14 protein-coding genes and 2 tRNA genes are annotated in these 16,773 nt (G+C 25.9%); 13 read left to right on the top strand and 3 right to left on the bottom strand.

Features of this window, described 5'->3' with window-relative positions; genetic code table 11:
* Positions 1 to 9 precede the first annotated feature (9 nt).
* Positions 10 to 1,431, bottom strand: a complete 1,422-nt coding sequence (gene gltX, locus AUT07_RS00155) for a glutamate--tRNA ligase (protein ID WP_066282551.1) — start codon at positions 1,429 to 1,431, stop codon at positions 10 to 12.
* A gap of 268 nt (positions 1,432 to 1,699) precedes the next feature.
* Between gltX and AUT07_RS00150 the strand changes: the two genes are divergently transcribed.
* Positions 1,700 to 1,772 (top strand) — tRNA-Val (locus AUT07_RS00150).
* A 36-nt stretch (positions 1,773 to 1,808) separates the two neighbouring features.
* Positions 1,809 to 1,881, top strand: a tRNA-Lys gene (locus tag AUT07_RS00145).
* Positions 1,882 to 2,266: 385 nt separating this feature from the next.
* Here AUT07_RS00145 and gpmA read toward each other — a convergent pair.
* Together gpmA and map are read right to left on the bottom strand one after the other, a co-directional pair.
* Complete coding sequence (gpmA, locus tag AUT07_RS00140; RefSeq protein ID WP_066282548.1) at positions 2,267 to 2,962, bottom strand: 2,3-diphosphoglycerate-dependent phosphoglycerate mutase; 696 nt, start codon at positions 2,960 to 2,962, stop codon at positions 2,267 to 2,269.
* Between the two features lie 671 nt (positions 2,963 to 3,633).
* Entirely contained in the window at positions 3,634 to 4,431 is a 798-nt protein-coding gene (gene map, locus AUT07_RS00135) for a type I methionyl aminopeptidase (RefSeq protein ID WP_066282547.1), read from the bottom strand.
* A gap of 471 nt (positions 4,432 to 4,902) precedes the next feature.
* Between map and rpsB the strand changes: the two genes are divergently transcribed.
* From rpsB to lpxD, 11 genes are all read left to right on the top strand, one after another.
* Entirely contained in the window at positions 4,903 to 5,586 is a 684-nt protein-coding gene (rpsB, locus tag AUT07_RS00130; protein WP_066282544.1) for a 30S ribosomal protein S2, read from the top strand.
* 163 nt (positions 5,587 to 5,749) lie between these two features.
* Entirely contained in the window at positions 5,750 to 6,565 is an 816-nt protein-coding gene (gene tsf, locus AUT07_RS00125) for a translation elongation factor Ts (RefSeq protein WP_066282542.1), read from the top strand.
* Between the two features lie 129 nt (positions 6,566 to 6,694).
* Positions 6,695 to 7,423: a UMP kinase gene (gene pyrH, locus AUT07_RS00120; RefSeq protein ID WP_066282536.1), complete on the top strand. Its 729-nt coding sequence runs from the start codon at positions 6,695 to 6,697 to the stop codon at positions 7,421 to 7,423.
* A 173-nt stretch (positions 7,424 to 7,596) separates the two neighbouring features.
* Positions 7,597 to 8,154, top strand: a complete 558-nt coding sequence (gene frr, locus AUT07_RS00115; RefSeq protein ID WP_066282534.1) for a ribosome recycling factor — start codon at positions 7,597 to 7,599, stop codon at positions 8,152 to 8,154.
* A 93-nt stretch (positions 8,155 to 8,247) separates the two neighbouring features.
* Entirely contained in the window at positions 8,248 to 9,450 is a 1,203-nt protein-coding gene (gene ispC / locus AUT07_RS00110; RefSeq protein WP_066282532.1) for a 1-deoxy-D-xylulose-5-phosphate reductoisomerase, read from the top strand.
* 188 nt (positions 9,451 to 9,638) lie between these two features.
* A complete protein-coding gene (gene uppS, locus AUT07_RS00105) occupies positions 9,639 to 10,388 on the top strand; it encodes a polyprenyl diphosphate synthase (RefSeq protein WP_066282530.1) in 750 nt (249 codons plus the stop codon).
* Positions 10,381 to 11,253, top strand: a complete 873-nt coding sequence (locus AUT07_RS00100; RefSeq protein ID WP_066282528.1) for a phosphatidate cytidylyltransferase — start codon at positions 10,381 to 10,383, stop codon at positions 11,251 to 11,253. The genes uppS and AUT07_RS00100 overlap by 8 nt, the downstream gene beginning before the upstream one ends.
* Before the next feature lie 13 nt (positions 11,254 to 11,266).
* The gene (gene rseP / locus AUT07_RS00095; RefSeq protein WP_204200687.1) at positions 11,267 to 12,619 is read left to right on the top strand and encodes a sigma E protease regulator RseP; all 1,353 of its coding nucleotides are present in this window, start codon (positions 11,267 to 11,269) and stop codon (positions 12,617 to 12,619) included.
* Between the two features lie 42 nt (positions 12,620 to 12,661).
* Entirely contained in the window at positions 12,662 to 15,070 is a 2,409-nt protein-coding gene (gene bamA / locus AUT07_RS00090; RefSeq protein ID WP_066282524.1) for an outer membrane protein assembly factor BamA, read from the top strand.
* A gap of 71 nt (positions 15,071 to 15,141) precedes the next feature.
* Positions 15,142 to 15,633: an OmpH family outer membrane protein gene (locus AUT07_RS00085; RefSeq protein WP_066282521.1), complete on the top strand. Its 492-nt coding sequence runs from the start codon at positions 15,142 to 15,144 to the stop codon at positions 15,631 to 15,633.
* Between the two features lie 3 nt (positions 15,634 to 15,636).
* The gene (gene lpxD / locus AUT07_RS00080) at positions 15,637 to 16,668 is read left to right on the top strand and encodes a UDP-3-O-(3-hydroxymyristoyl)glucosamine N-acyltransferase (protein ID WP_066282519.1); all 1,032 of its coding nucleotides are present in this window, start codon (positions 15,637 to 15,639) and stop codon (positions 16,666 to 16,668) included.
* Positions 16,669 to 16,773: the final 105 nt, after the last annotated feature.

Raw genomic sequence — 16,773 nt, 5'->3', positions numbered from 1 at the left:
TTAGTTCAATTAACTTAAATAATTTTTATTATTCTTTATATACATTAAAGCTTCATCAATACGTTTTAATGATCTATTTTTACCTAATATATATATAATTTCGTAAATATTAGGTGATTGACTGATCCCAGTTATGGCGATTCTAATGGGCATTCCAACCTTTCCAATATCAACATTCAGTTCTGTAGCAGTTGATTTAATTACTTGACGTATATTTTCATATGTCCAATGATTAATTTTTTCTAATTTTTTTCTTGCTATTTTTAATGGTAAAATAGCCATTGGATATAAATACTTTTTTATCAATGTATTATTAAATGGAATACAATCCTTATAAAAATAATTGCATGAATTAACTATATCTTTTAAAGTTTTAGATTGTTTACTAAATAGGCTTAGTATATTTAATAAGCTTGGTCCTTTATTTATATTTATACCCTGTTGTTCTATATGCCATGATAAATGAGTAGTAACATATTCAGCAGGTAATGAATTAATATAATAATGATTTAGCCATAATAATTTATCTATATTAAAAGTACTCGCAGATTTATTAATCGCATGCAATGAGAAATTATTAATCATTTGATCTATACTAAAAATTTCTTGGTTTCCATGAGACCAACCTAAACGAACTAAATAGTTTAATAAAGATTCTGGCAAATAACCGTCATCACGGTATTGCATAATACTTACTGCTCCATGTCGTTTAGACAATTTCTTACCATCTTCTCCTAAAATTATTGAAATATGAGCATATACAGGTATAGGTGCACCAAGAGCATTTAATATATTAATTTGTCTTGGAGTGTTATTGATATGATCCTCACCGCGAATAACATGTGTTATTTTCATATCCCAATCATCAATAACAACACAAAAATTATAAGTAGGCAACCCATCAGTACGACGTATAATGAGATCATCTAGCTCAATATTACTAAATTTAATTAAACCTCGTATTTGATCTTCAAAAATAACATCACCTTCTTGAGGATTACGAAACCGTACTACATGAGATTCATTATATTTATAATTATGAATATTATTACGACAAAAACCATCATAACGAGGTTTTTCACCTCTAGCAATTTGTTTTTTACGTAAATTATCTAATCTTGCTTTAGAACAGTAACAACGATATGCAATTCCTTTTTTAATCATTTGTTCTATAACTGAATTATATCTTTTTAATCGTTTACTTTGATAATAAGGTCCTTCATCCCAATTTAAATTTAACCAATGCATTCCATCTATTATGTTGTCAATTGATTTTTGAGTAGAACGTTCAAGATCTGTATCTTCAATACGTAAAATAAACTTACCATTATTATGTTTGCTATAAAGCCATGAAAAAAGTGCAGTTCTAACACTACCAATATGGAGATAACCTGTTGGACTTGGTGCAAATCTGGTTCTTATTTTATTCATATAAAATTACCTGAATTATTATTTATTCATTTATATTAATAAATAATAATTTATAAAAAATAATAAATTTTGTTAAAAACAGTTAATATTTTGTTTTTTAATATAAAAATCAAAATATTATTAATATTACTAGAATTTTAAAAGCAAATTTAAAAAAATATTTTTGTTTATTTTCTTAAATTTCATGTTACAAACATTTTTTTAAACCTTGACTCGTATAGAACTATCCTTATAATATATCTTTATAAAATAGTTATTGAAGAGTATTGGGCGATTAGCTCAGTTGGTAGAGCGTCTCCCCTACAAGGAGGATGTCATCAGTTCAAATCTGATATCGCCCATTATTAATTAAATTTTATTTTTTATTTAATATTTTGGGGTCGTTAGCTCAGTTGGTAGAGCAGTTGACTTTTAATCAATTGGTCACAGGTTCGAATCCTGTACGACCCAATTATGAATGATGTAAATTAATAATTAATTGTTTAAAAAATTCTTTAGTAATATCTCATTACTGAATATAATTTAAATTATTATTAATTAATTCTAATTATATTCAAAAACAAATAAAAATATATCTTTTTATTAAAATTAGATAAAAGTAATAATTTAGCTACTAATAATTTAGCTACTAATTAATTAGTAATTTTAAACTTATGTGACATTCTTAATTTTCTTTTTTAATCTTTAATTTTTTTATTTTCATAATAATCATAAATAATAAATAAAAGTGTTTTATATTAAAAAATATTTTTTTACCTTGATAAATTAAAAATAAGCATAAAATATATTAGTTTTTTGGAACAGTTTTATTTTTTATTTACTATTGCAAAATTAATTATATAAGATAAAAATTATTAATTGGTTGAATATTTTTATCAAATTCATATACTATTGGCATAGCAGTAGGAATATTTAACTCGATAATTTCTTCTTCTGTCATTTTATTTAAATGTGTAATTAATGCTCTTAATGAATTGCCATGAGCAACAATAATAATTTTTTCATTTTTTGCAATTCTAGGTTTAATTACTGTTTCCCAAAATGGGACCACTCGTGTTATTGTATTAGCAAGACTTTCAGTAACAGGAATTTCTGTTGGTTTTAAATTTGAATAACGAATATCATGACCAGGATAACGAAAATCATCTATAGTTAATGCTGGTGGTGTAATTTTAAAGCTTCGTCTCCATAGTTTAACTTGGTTATCACCATATTTTTTTGCTATTTCTGTTTTATTTAAACCTTGTAATGCACCATAATGACGTTCATTTAATCTCCAATTTTTTTCACATGGAATCCATTGTTGATCTATTTGATCTAAAATATACCATAAAGTGTGAATAGCACGTTTTAAAAATGACGTATAGGCATAATTAAAAATAAATCCTTTTTTTTTAAATAATTTACCTGCAGATATTGCTTCTTTTCTTCCTTTATAAGAAAGATTAATATCAGTCCAACCAGTAAATCTATTTTCCTTATTCCACTCACTTTCTCCATGTCTTATTAAAATTAATTCTGTTACTTTCATAATTATATTTCCATTATATGGTGTATGTATAATCAATTTTTAAATTAATACTAATATTAAATTAACTATTTAAAAGATAATTGTCATTTTTTATAGTTACTAAATGCTATTAAATTATTAGTATTTTTATTAAAATAAAATTTTAAAACTATAAAATTATTACTATTTAAAATAAATACAAAATTAGTATAGAGTGCAACTTTATTAATATTACATAATTACTTACGATTAATATCGATAATAAATAAGATTATATATTTTGAAAAAATTTTTATAATTATGTAAAAAATATATAGCATACTGCTAAAATTTTTATATTTTTTTAACTATTTGTATTATATAACTTGATAATATAATTTGTTTATAACAAGTTATGTATGATTATTTTTATGTTTAAATATATTTTAAAAGTAAAAAAATCCATTAGAACTAGTAGTTCTAATAGTTGTTGATAACAAAATGCATGTAAACAACAATTATATTAAATCTATTTAATATAAAAAATATATTTAAATTGAATAATTAATTTAATTAATTGAAATTATAATTAGCGCATTGTATTATTGATATAATAAAATATTAAAAGTTTTATATTTAAATTTATAAATAATTGACCAGTTATAAATCCAGATTAAATACATCATTTTAATATTTATTATTTATATATTACATTATTTATTATTCATAATAGCTGAAATAAATTGTTCTTCTTCTTTTCGTAAAGTGAAAATTTCACATCCATTATTAGTAACAGCTAAAGTATGCTCGTATTGTGCTGACAAACCTCTATCTTTTGTTTTTACTGTCCAGCCATCTTTCATTACTCTAACACGATGATCTCCTGTATTAATCATTGGTTCTATAGTAAAGGTCATATTTTTTTGTAAAATAACTCCTCCATCATAAGCATCATAATGTAATACTTGAGGTTCTTCATGAAAAAATTTGCCTATACCATGTCCACAATACTCACGTACAATAGAAAATTTATGGTTTTTAATAAATTGCTGAATTACTCTGCCTATCATTCTTAAACGAATACCAGGTTTAACTATTTTTAAAGCAATATATAAGCTTTCTTGTGTTATTTTACACAATCTCTCACCTTGAATGGTTGGTTTACCAACAATAAACATCTTAGATGTATCGCCATGAAATCCATTTTTGATAACGGTGACATCAATATTAATAATATCTCCTTCTTTTAAAATTTTTTCATCACTAGGAATACCATGACAAATAACATCGTTAACTGAGGTACAGATAGATTTAGGGAATCCGTGATAATTTAAACAAGCTGGAATAGCTTTTTGTTTTTTTACAATATGTGAATGACAGATACGATCAATTTCACCGGTAGAAATACCAGGTTTTATGTAAGGTTCAATCATTTCTAAAACTTCTGCTGCTAAATATCCAGCAATTCGCATTTTTTGAATATCATCTTCAGTTTTAATTGAAATAGCCATACCATATTATTTTATCCTAGGCTAATGCCTAGGCTAATGAAATTATTAAATGAAATTATTAATTAGATATTTAGAGTTACATATTATAATAATTATGTATTGTTATTTAAAAATATCTAATTTTTTTATAAAAACAGTAATGAAACTAAAAATATTTTATATATGTATTTATAACTTTTAAAGTTTTAATAGGTGTTGTATTATTCATTAGCTACATGCTACATAAAAAGATAACTATACATAATTTTATATGTAGTATACTATCATATTTTATGATAAAGAATACTTTTTTGTATGTAATTAAAAAATGTAATTTAAAAAAAGATTAAGTAAATAAATTTAAAAGAAAATTAATTTTATTTATAATGTAAAAACATTTTTATCCTATTATTAATATTAAAAATTATTAAGAATACATACAATCAGCTTAGAAATAAGCATAATTTACTAACATATTTTATAGAGGTTTAGATGGTAACTATTTCCATACGCGATATGCTGAAGGCAGGTGTTCACTTTGGTCATCAAACTCGTTATTGGAATCCAAAGATGAAACCTTATATATTTGGTGTACGTAATAAAGTACATATTATTAATTTAGAAAAAACTGTAGTAATGTTTAATAAGATATTATCTGAATTGACTAAAATTGCTTCAAGAAAAGGAAAAATTTTATTTGTTGGCACTAAACGTGCAGCAAGTGAAGCTATAAAAGAAGCTGCTAATAGTTGTGATCAGTATTTTGTTAATCATCGTTGGTTAGGTGGTATGTTGACCAATTGGAAGACTGTTCGTCAATCTATTAAGCGTCTAAAGGATTTAGAAGAACAATCTAAAAATGGTACATTTAATAAATTAACAAAAAAAGAAGCATTAATACGTACTCGGGAACTTAATAAATTAGAAAATAGTTTGGGTGGTATTAAAGATATGGGAGGATTGCCAGATTCTTTATTTGTTATAGATGCTGAATATGAACATATTGCTATAAAAGAGGCGAATAATTTAGGGATACCTGTATTTGCAATTGTAGATACTAATGCTAATCCGGATGGGATTGATTATATTATTCCAGGTAATGATGATGCAATTCGTGCAGTAAAATTATATCTTGATGCTGTAGTTAAAGCTATTCATGAAGGTTATACTCAATAAAAAATTTTATTAAAATAATTTCATATTATTCATATAATACTTTGAATATATTAACTAAAAAAATATATATAATGTTATATTTGCTTATTTTTTATTAGTATAATAAATTCCTTTTTATTGAAGATAAAATTTTTATAATTTTATGAATTAAGGAATAAGTTAAATGTTTAAAATTACTACTGATTTAGTTAAAACATTACGTGAACTTACTGGTGTAGGTGTTATAAAATGTAAAAAAGCATTAATTGAAGCTAATGGAGATATTAAATTAGCTATTAATAATATGCGAAAATTAGGTCAAACAAGTGCCGCTAAAAAAGCTATTCGACTTGTTACGGAAGGAGTAGTTATAGGAGAAGTTTCTATGGATAGAAAACTAGGTGCATTGATTGAGTTAAATTGTGAAACTGATTTTATGGCTAAAAATAGTAATTTTTTATCATTTGGTCATGAAATACTAAAATTTGTTATTTTGAATAAAATATTTAAAATAAGTGAATTAAAAAAACAATTCGAAGAACAACGTATAGAAATGATCGCAAAAACTGGTGAAAATATTAATATTCGACGAATTGAAATATTAGAAGGTGAAAAAATTGGTTGTTATTTACATAGGTTTCGTATTGGAGTACTAGTTTCTGCTGAAAATGCTGATGATGAGTTAGTTAAAAAAATTGCTATGCATATAGCTGCAAGTAAACCAGAATACATTACACCATCAGATATTCCAGAAAGTGTAATTTCTCATGAACATCAAATTCAATTAGATATTGCAATGAAATCTGGAAAAACTAATGAAATAGCAGAAAAAATAGTTATTGGACGTATGAATAAATTTATAAACAATATTTGTTTAACTAGCCAACAATTTATTATGGATCAAAAGAAAACAGTTGGTTTATTATTGACAGAACAAAATGCAAGAGTAATTAATTTTATTAATTTTGAACTTGGTGAAGGTATCAAAGATCAAAGATAATAATAATATTATTTTCAAAGATAGAAATAAAATTATAATTAATTTTAAGATTACTATTTTATTATAATACCTAAGTTATTATATATAAATTTTAAACTAAATTTTAGTGATTTTTTAGGGTAAAATTTGATGATAATAGATAAACGAAGATCATATAAACGTATTTTACTTAAAATTAGTGGTGAAGCCTTACAAGGCTCAGACGGTATTAATATCGATGCAAATAATTTAAATCGTATAGCTCAAGAAATTAAAGATTTGATAAAATTATCTATACAAGTAGGTGTAGTTATCGGAGGTGGAAATTTATTTCGTGGTTCAGATTTAGCTAATAATGGTATGAATCAGGTGATTAGTGATCATATGGGCATGTTGGCAACAATAATAAACGGGTTAGCAATGCGTGATGCCTTACATCGTTTATATGTAAATGCTAACCTTATGTCAGCAGTGCCATTAAATGGCATATGTGACAGTTATAGTTGGATTGATGCTATAAAGTTGCTGCGTGATGGCAAAGTTGTTATTTTTTCTGCTGGCACTGGCAATGCTTATTTTACAACAGATTTAGCTGCTTGTCTACGTGGTATAGAAATTAAAGCTGATATTGTTTTAAAAGGAACTAAAGTTGATGGTGTTTATTCTTCTGATCCTTCAAAAAGTACAGATGCAATTCTTTATAAAAAACTAACTTATCAGGAAGTGTTAAACCGTAAATTAAAAGTAATGGACTTAACATCATTTACTTTAGCTCGTGATCATAATTTACCTATTCGTATTTTTAATATAAATAAACCTGGTACATTAGGTAAAATTATAATAGGTGAAAATAAAGGAACATTAATTGTTCGGGATTAATTAATTTGAGTTATAGAGATAATATAAAATATCTGTGTATTGTGTTAGTTTATAACAGTATTAAGTTATCAACTTATTAAATTTTAAAAATTAATTAAGACTATCTTAGTTTAAAATTAAGTAAGTAAATATTTTATTTTTAACTATATAACTAATTTATTAAGGATTTACGTGTGATTACTGCAATAAAACAATATACTCAAGAAAGTATGGAAAAAGACATTGAAGCATTTAAAAATCAAATCAATAAAATGCGCACTAATAGAGCCTCACCAAATTTGTTATATGGTTTAATGATAAAATGTTATGGTAGTACAAAAAAATTACATCAGTTAGCAAATATCATTACTGAGGATTCACGTACACTAGCTATTACTGTTTTTGATCCTACTTTAGTTCCAGCAGTAGAAAAAGCTATTATGTCATCATGTTTAGGCCTTAATCCTTTTTCTAAAAGATCTTTGATACGTGTATCATTCCCACCATTAACAGAAGAAAGACGAAAAAATTTAATAAAAATATTGCATAATGATGCTGAAAAAAGACGAATATCTATTCGTAGGTTACGACGTGATGCAAATATAAAACTAAAAATACTATTAAAAAATAAAGAAATTAGTGAAGATAATGAACGATGTGCACAAGATGAAATTCAAAAATTAACTAATAATTTTATTAAAATAATTGGTCATATTAGTGAAGAAAAAGAAAAAGAATTAATGATATTTTAAATTTTGTTATATTATTCAATTTATTTGTAGTATTCAATATTAAGTAAAGTATAATCCTTTTTAAAAATAAAAAAGAGCATATAATATATCACGATGATACGTCTGACAATTTTAGGATCGACGGGTTCAATTGGTAAAACCACACTATCAGTAGTTAAAGAAAATCCAGAAAAATTTAAAATTATTGCATTAGTTGCAAATAAAAATGTGGCTACTATGGTTAAACAATGCTTGGAATTTTATCCAAAATATGCTGCAATGTCAGATGAAAAATCAGCTAATAATCTTAGAAGCATATTAAAAAAACATGGATGCCAAACTGAAGTTTTATCTGGTAAAAATGGAATTTATGAACTAGCTTCATTAGAGAATGTCGATCAAGTAATGTCAGCAATAACTGGAATTGCTGGTTTAGTACCAACATTAGCTGCTATAAAGAAAGGAAAAAGAATTTTATTAGCTAATAAAGAATCACTAATTACTAGTGGTCAACTATTTTTCGATGCAATAAAAAAATATAAAGCTCAAGTACTTCCTATTGATAGTGAACATAATGCTATATTTCAAAGTTTACCTACTGAGATTCAGTGTAATTTAGGTTTTGTAAATCTTAAACAATATGGAATAAAATGCATTGTATTAACAGGATCTGGAGGTCCATTCCGTGAAATCCCACTTTCTTCTCTTAAATATATGACTGTTAATGATGCATGTCAGCATCCTAATTGGTCTATGGGACGTAAGATTTCTGTTGATTCAGCAACTATGATGAATAAAGGTCTTGAATATATCGAGGCAAAGTATTTTTTCAATGCGTCAGCAGAACAAATTGAATTAATTATTCATCCTCAATCTATTATTCACTCTATGGTAAAATATCGAGATGGAAGTATTATAGCTCAATTAGGAATGCCAGATATGAGAACTCCTATTTCTTATAGTATGGCTTACCCAGATCGTATTCCTTCAGGTGCTGATTTTCTTGATTTTAAAAAAGTATCCTCATTAACGTTTATTGCCCCAGATTATCAAAGATATCCATGCTTAAAATTGGCAATTGAGGCCTGTCGATATGGACAAGCAGCAACTACAATTTTAAATGCTGCAAATGAGGTATCTGTTGCTGCATTTTTATCCGGAAAACTCCGATTTACTGACATCGCACAAGTTAATTTAAATATAGTAGAGAAGTTAAATATATCTGAACCTGATAGTATTGATACAGTATTAGAAATTGATAATGAAGCACGTCAAATGGCAATTAATTATATTAAAACATTAACAATATTTTATTAATCAAGTGATTTTGATATCTAATTGTTTATTTTATATAATGTATCCTATTTAAATTTATGCAATAAAATGTGTTAAGAAGTATCTATAAAGCATAAAAAAATCATTTTTATTGTATTAAATAATTTTTTATTAAAATATTTTATAAAAATTAGCTATACTATTAAGTTATAGTAAAGGAATTTTTTGGCATGAAATTTATGTATGATAATAGTTCACAACACAGGATACCAAAGCATGTTGCTATTATTATGGATGGTAATGGACGTTGGGCAAAAAAACATGGAAAGTTAAGAATTAAGGGTCATTTAGCAGGTACCGAAGCTGTACAAAAAGCTGTTCAATTTGCTATTAAAAATGAAATTCAGTCTTTGACTTTATATGCTTTTAGTAGTGAAAATTGGAGTAGAACAGATAATGAGGTTAGTAATTTAATGGAAATATTTGCTTTATTTTTAAATGATGAAGTAGAAAATTTAAACATTCATAATGTGAAATTAAATATTATTGGTGATATCAGTAGATTTAAACCTAAATTACAAAATAGAATTAAACATGCCATTAATTTAACTATCCATAATACTGGATTACAACTTAATATTGCTGCTAACTATGGTGGTAGATGGGATATTACTAATGCAATACAACTTATTGCTGAAAAAATTAAATCCGGTCTGTTGTTACCAGAACATATTAATGAAGATAGTGTAAATGAATTTATTAGCTTACACGATCAGCCAACCGTCGATTTAGTTATTAGAACTGGGAAAGAATATCGTATTAGTAATTTTCTTTTATGGCAGATTGCTTATTCTGAATTTTATTTTACAGATGTTCTTTGGCCTGATTTTGATGAGGCAGTGTTCAAAAGTGCTATTTTATCATTTAATCAACGTGATCGACGTTTTGGTAATACTATTCCTGATGATATCCATGAATAATAGGAAACTGTTTTTATTAAACTTAAATTACCGTATAATTACAGCTATCACATTTGTTCCATTAGTTATTGTTATACTATTTTTTTTACCATTAAACTGGTTTGGTTATGTTATTATTATTATTTGCTCAATAGCATTCTGGGAATGGAGTCAATTTATTAACTTAACAACACAAATTACACGTATTATATCTGCTATTTTTTTTGGATTTTGTTTATTGCTTTTGCAATTATCATTTAAAAATTTAAATCAATTAACAAAAAATCCTATAATTTTTTATATTTTATTAGCTGGATTAATTTGGTGGTTATTTGCAATAATATTAGTAGTAACTTTTCCGAATTCTGCTAAATTATGGTCTAAATCAGTAGCATTAAAAATATTATTTGGTATTTTAACTATTTTACCTTTTTATTGTGGAATTTTAGTCATTAAAACAATTGATTATTATATTGATAATTTTATCGGTGCTTGGTGGGTGCTTTATATAATGTTAATAGTTTGGAGTGTAGATACTGGATCTTATTTTTTTGGTTATTTATTTGGCAAACATAAATTAGCTGTAAAAATTTCTCCTAGCAAAACGTTAGAGGGTGCGATAGGTGGTATATTGACGACATATTTTGTTGCATGGATATTTAATATGTGTTTTCCTTTCTTGATGATATCTAAAAATATACTATTTTGTTCTATAATTGTTGTAATTATTTCTATTTTTGGTGATTTAACTGAAAGTATGTTTAAACGTCAATCTGGTATAAAGGACAGTAGTAATTTGATTCCAGGACATGGTGGAATATTAGATCGAATTGATAGTTTGACAGCAGCTATACCTGTTGCAGGATTATCATTATTATTTTTTTAAAAATTTAAGGGATATAATGGAATTTCTTTGGAGTCTAACTGCATTTATTATTACATCCAGTTTACTAGTCATTGTACATGAATTTGGCCATTTTTATGTAGCCAGGCTTTGTGGTATTCATGTTGAACGTTTTTCAATTGGATTTGGAAAAATTTTATGGCGTGTAAACCGATACGGCACAGAATTTGTTATCTCACTTATTCCATTAGGTGGCTATATAAAAATGCTAGATGAACGTGTATCTATTATAACACCAGAAAACATGCATTTAGCTTTCAATAATAAAACAATCGGTCAGCGTATTGCAGTGATTAGTGCAGGACCTATAGCTAATTTTTTATTATCCATGCTACTTTATTGGTTAGTTTTTATTCTTGGTGTAAATTCAGTTAAACCTATAATTTCAGATATTCAAGAGTATTCACTAGCTGCTCAAGCAAGCTTTGAACCGGGGATGGAATTAAAATCAATAGATGATATTGAAATTCATGATTGGAATTCTGCTAGAATAGCTTTAATTAGTAAAATTGGTAATAAAGAGTTAATCATGAAAGTTTTACCAATTGGACATTCAAAACCGATAAAAAAAACAATTGACCTAAGGTCATGGAATTTTGATCCAGATACCCAAGATCCTATCTTATCTTTAGGCATTATGCCTATTAGTCTTAAACAAGACCCTATTATACATAAAATACAAGATGGTTCAGCAGCAGAATTATCTGGATTACAAATAGGAGATAAAATTATAAAAATAAATGAACAAATTATAGATACTTGGCATCCGGTATCCTGTTTTATTAAACAAAATCCTAATATTCCCTTATTATTGTCTATTGATAGACAAGGTGAAATTCATCAAATAATATTAACACCTATAGCGAAAAATATAACAAAAAATAAGCAAATTGGATTTGCAGGTCTTGAGTTATCAATAATTCCATATCCAGATGAATATAAAATTACACAGCAATATAATTTGTTTTCTGCTTTTTATCATGCACTTAATAAAACTTGGCAAATGATAAAATTTACATTAAGTATGATAAGCAAACTTATTACTGGTGATATTAAATTAACTAATTTAAGTGGGCCTATTTCCTTTGCTAAAGGAGCAGGAATTTCTGCAGAGTCTGGGTTAGTATATTACTTTATGTTTGTTGGATTAATTAGTATTAATTTAGGAATTATTAATTTAATTCCATTACCAACATTAGATGGTGGTCATTTACTTTTTTTATTAATAGAAAAAATCAAAGGATCTCCTATATCTAATCGTATACTAGATATTAGTTATCGTATTGGTGCTATTATATTGATATTATTAATGATGCTTGCAATTTTTAATGATTTTTCCCGTCTTTAAATTTTATTAGTAATAATACATTATTTAGGAATATTTATAACTATGTTAATAAAAAAAATTCTTATAACATTGCTGTTATTACATAGCTATAATATATATAGTAAAGAAGGATTTATAGTAAAAGATATTCATTTTGAGGGTCTTCAGCGTATTTCTGTTGATACAGTATTATTAAATCTACCTTTTCTTATAGGAGATAAAATAGATAACAAAGATATCAGTAATGCTATTAAATCCATATTTTCAATAGGAAATTTCGAGAATATTAAGATTTTACGTGACAAAAATACGTTGATAATTAAATTAAAAGAAAAACCAATTATTGCTAATATTACATATTCTGGTAATAAATTAATTACAAAAGATTTATTAAATCAAAATCTTCAGTCCCTAAACATCCAAGTAGGTGAATTTCTTAATAATAAAAATTTGATAAAAATAAAAAAATATTTTGAAGATTTTTATTATAGTATAGGCAAATATAATGCTACAGTGAAAACTGTAATTACTTTATTACCTTATAATCGTGTAGATTTAAGATTAATCTTTATTGAAGGTGTTTCAACTAAAATTCAACAAATTAATATTATTGGTAATAAAGTATTCTCTACTAGAGAACTAGTAAGGAATTTTCAATTAAGTGATAATATATCTTGGTCGAATTTTATTTTTGATAAAAAATATCAAAAACAAAAATTAATTGATGATTTAAAAGCACTAAGTAATTTTTATTTAAACCGTGGTTATGCTAAATTTAATATAAATTCTACTAATATTAGTTTAACACCTAATAAAAAAAATATTTACATTACTATCAATATTACAGAAGGAGATAGATATATCATATCTAATGTTGAGTTGAATGGAAAAATAGATAAATTTTATGATGAAATTAATAAATTGATAACTATCAAACCGTATTCAATTTATAACGTAAATGCAATCACTAAAGTAGAAAATAAAATTAAAAATTTTTTTAGTTTTCATGGTTATGCATATCCTAGTATAATTATAAATCATGACATAGATGATAAAAATAAAATGGTTAAATTACGATTTATCATTGATCCAGGTAACCGATTTTATGTGCGTCAAATTTATTTTTCAGGCAATCATATTAGTAAAGATTCTGTTTTACGTCGTGAAATAAGACAAATGGAAGGTTCCTTGTTATCTGATAATTTAATTAATTTAGGTAAAGTAAGATTAAATCGTACTGGTTTTTTTGAGTCAGTTGATATAAAAAAGTTACCTGTACCTGGCACTTCTGATCAAATTGATGTTATATATAAAGTTAAAGAACGTAATACTGGTTCTATGAATTTTGGTTTTGGTTTTGGTAGCGAAAGTGGTATTAGTTTTAAAGTTGGTATTCAACAAGAAAATTGGCTAGGCACAGGTAATTCTTTTGGTATTAGTGCAAGCAAAAATAATTCTTCGATTCGCTCTGAACTATCTTTAACAAATCCCTACCTTAATATAAATTCAGTAAACTTAAATGGGAATTTGTTTTATAATGATTTTAGTGCTAAAGATGCCTATCTTTCACGCTATAATAATAAGACTTATGGAATTAATAGTACCTTAAGTTTTCCTTTAAGTGAAAATTTTTTTTTCAGCCTTGGATATGGTTTTATTCATAATGCTTTATCAGATATGAAACCACAAGTTGGGATGTGGCGTTATTTAAAAAGTATGGGTAAAATTTTAAATTTTAATGACAAAATATGCTATAACGTGAATGATCTTACTCTTAATTTTGGTTGGAGTTATAATAACTTGGATAGTAGTTTATTTCCAACATTAGGAAATAAAACTTTAATTAATAGTAAAATTACTATTCCTGGTTCAAAAAACCAATATCATAAAATTCGTATTGATACATCACAATATTATCCAATTGATGAAAATAAAGAATGGATTTTATTAAATAGAACACAATTAGGTTATAGTAATGGTTTTACTGGCAAAGAATTACCATTTTATGAAAACTTTTATGTTGGTGGAAGTAATACTATACGTGGTTTCCGTTCTAATAATATTGGTCCTAAAGCCATTTATATTGAACAAAACAAGATTACTGGAAAAATAAATCCTCAATCTGGTAGTCCATCTACTGATGCTATTGGTGGCAATATTATGGTAATAGCTTCATTAGAATTAATTACACCAAATCCACTTATTAATAAAAAATATAAAAATTCAGTTAGAACTTCTTTTTTTATTGATGCAGGTACTGTTTGGGATTCTAATTGGCATTATACTCCAAAAAGTTGGATAATAGGAATGCCTAATTATGGCAAAGCATCTAATATCAGAGTGTCAACAGGAATATCATTCCAATGGATATCACCAATTGGACCGTTAGTTTTTTCTTACAGTAAATTATTAAAAAAATACAAAGGTGATCAATCTGAAGAATTTCAATTTAATATAGGTAAAATTTGGTAAGTAATTAATTCAATTTATTTTTATGATATCTCTCATTCATAAAATTATAAGCAGCAGTCAAGGAGTTCAATGTGAAAAATGTGTTGTATATAATAGGATTAAGTTTAATTTTATTCATACCTACTCCTAATTATGCAGAAAAAATTGCAGTTATTAATGTTAATGAAATTTTTCAAAAAATAGTTACAAAACAAGCTGTATTGAAGCAATTAGAAATGGAATTTAAAGGACGATTAAATGAATTACAAAATATAGAAAAAGATTTACAGATTCAAGAAAAAAAATTAAAAGAAAATATAATTAATAATAAAGATAAAGATCTTCAATCATTTGAAGCTAAAAAAGCAGATTTTTTAAAAAAAATAAACCAATTTCAAAAAGATAATCAACTTCGTCATAAAGAAGAACATAACAGAATTTTACAAACTATAAAAAATGCAACTAAAGCAGTAGCTGAGAAAGAACATTACGATATTGTAGTTGATGTAAGTGCTATTTTTTATCCTGAAAATATTTCCAATTTTAAAAATATTGCCGATTTAGTTATTAATAAGGTTAAATAATAGATGGTTTCCATTAAATTATCTGATTTAGCCCAAAAATTAGATGCGGAATTATATGGTGATGGTAATGCCATCGTTACCAGTATCGCACCTATGCATTTAGCTAAAAAAGGGCAAATTACTTTTTTATCTGATAGTAGATATCTTACTCAATTAAAAAAATGTAAAGCTACCGCTGTGATATTAAAACAACAAGATTTACCAAATAGTGATATAGTAGCATTAGTTGTTAAAGATCCTTATCTAGCTTATGCTAGATTAGCTCAAATTTTAGATACAACACCTCAACCAGCACAAAATATTCATCCTTCTTCTATTATTTCAGAAAACGTCAAACTTGGAAAGAATGTTGCTATTGGGGCTAATGCTGTTATTGAGTCTGGAGTAATATTAGGTAACCAAGTTATTATTGGTGCAGGTTGTTTTATTGGTAAAAATGTCAAAATTGGTAAAAATACTCGTTTATGGGCAAATGTTTCTATTTATCATGATGTAGAAATAGGTGAAAAATGTTTGATTCAATCAGGAACAGTAATTGGTTCTGATGGTTTTGGTTACGCAAATGAAAAAGGTCAATGGGTAAAAATTCCCCAATTAGGTACAGTTATTATTAGTAATAATGTTGAAATTGGTGCCTGTACCACTATTGATCGCGGTGCATTAGATAATACAATTATTGGTAATGGTGTTATAATTGATAATCAATGTCAGATTGCGCATAATGTAATCATAGGAGATCATACTGCTGTTGCTGGTGGGGTTATTATGGCTGGTAGTTTAAAAATAGGTCAATATTGTATGATTGGTGGTGCTTGTGTAATTAATGGGCATATAAAAATTTGTGATAAAGTTACCATAACTGGTATGGGTATGGTGATGCGACCAATTAATAAGCCTGGAATATACTCTTCTGGTATTCCATTACAACCAAATAAAGTTTGGCGTAAAACAGCAGCTTTAATCTTAAATATTAACGAAATTGCTAAGCGTCTGAAAATTATAGAACGTAAAGTATTAGGTAAAATAATTAAATAAGAAAGCACTGTATAAATTTGTTAATACGGCCTGCAAAATAACCTTATTTAAGGTTAAAGCAGGCCGTATTATTCATATATAATTTTTAATTTTAACAAGAAGAGT

Source organism: Candidatus Arsenophonus lipoptenae, from assembly GCF_001534665.1.
Taxonomy (GTDB): Bacteria; Pseudomonadota; Gammaproteobacteria; order Enterobacterales; family Enterobacteriaceae; genus Arsenophonus; species Arsenophonus lipoptenae.
The sequence above is the reverse complement of the archived record's forward strand: the minus strand, read 5'-3'. Positions and strand labels throughout refer to the sequence as shown.

Bases quoted from the DNA above. Each gene is read 5' to 3' on its own strand.
- tsf (WP_066282542.1), top strand. From the start codon at position 5,750: ATGTTTAAAATTACTACTGATTTAGTTAAAACATTACGTGAACTTACT.
- ispC (WP_066282532.1), top strand. From the start codon at position 8,248: ATGATACGTCTGACAATTTTAGGATCGACGGGTTCAATTGGTAAAACC.
- rpsB (WP_066282544.1), top strand. From the start codon at position 4,903: ATGGTAACTATTTCCATACGCGATATGCTGAAGGCAGGTGTTCACTTT.
- gpmA (WP_066282548.1), bottom strand. From the start codon at position 2,962: ATGAAAGTAACAGAATTAATTTTAATAAGACATGGAGAAAGTGAGTGG.
- pyrH (WP_066282536.1), top strand. From the start codon at position 6,695: ATGATAATAGATAAACGAAGATCATATAAACGTATTTTACTTAAAATT.
- gltX (WP_066282551.1), bottom strand. From the start codon at position 1,431: ATGAATAAAATAAGAACCAGATTTGCACCAAGTCCAACAGGTTATCTC.
- AUT07_RS00100 (WP_066282528.1), top strand. From the start codon at position 10,381: ATGAATAATAGGAAACTGTTTTTATTAAACTTAAATTACCGTATAATT.
- bamA (WP_066282524.1), top strand. From the start codon at position 12,662: ATGTTAATAAAAAAAATTCTTATAACATTGCTGTTATTACATAGCTAT.
- map (WP_066282547.1), bottom strand. From the start codon at position 4,431: ATGGCTATTTCAATTAAAACTGAAGATGATATTCAAAAAATGCGAATT.
- lpxD (WP_066282519.1), top strand. From the start codon at position 15,637: ATGGTTTCCATTAAATTATCTGATTTAGCCCAAAAATTAGATGCGGAA.
- uppS (WP_066282530.1), top strand. From the start codon at position 9,639: ATGAAATTTATGTATGATAATAGTTCACAACACAGGATACCAAAGCAT.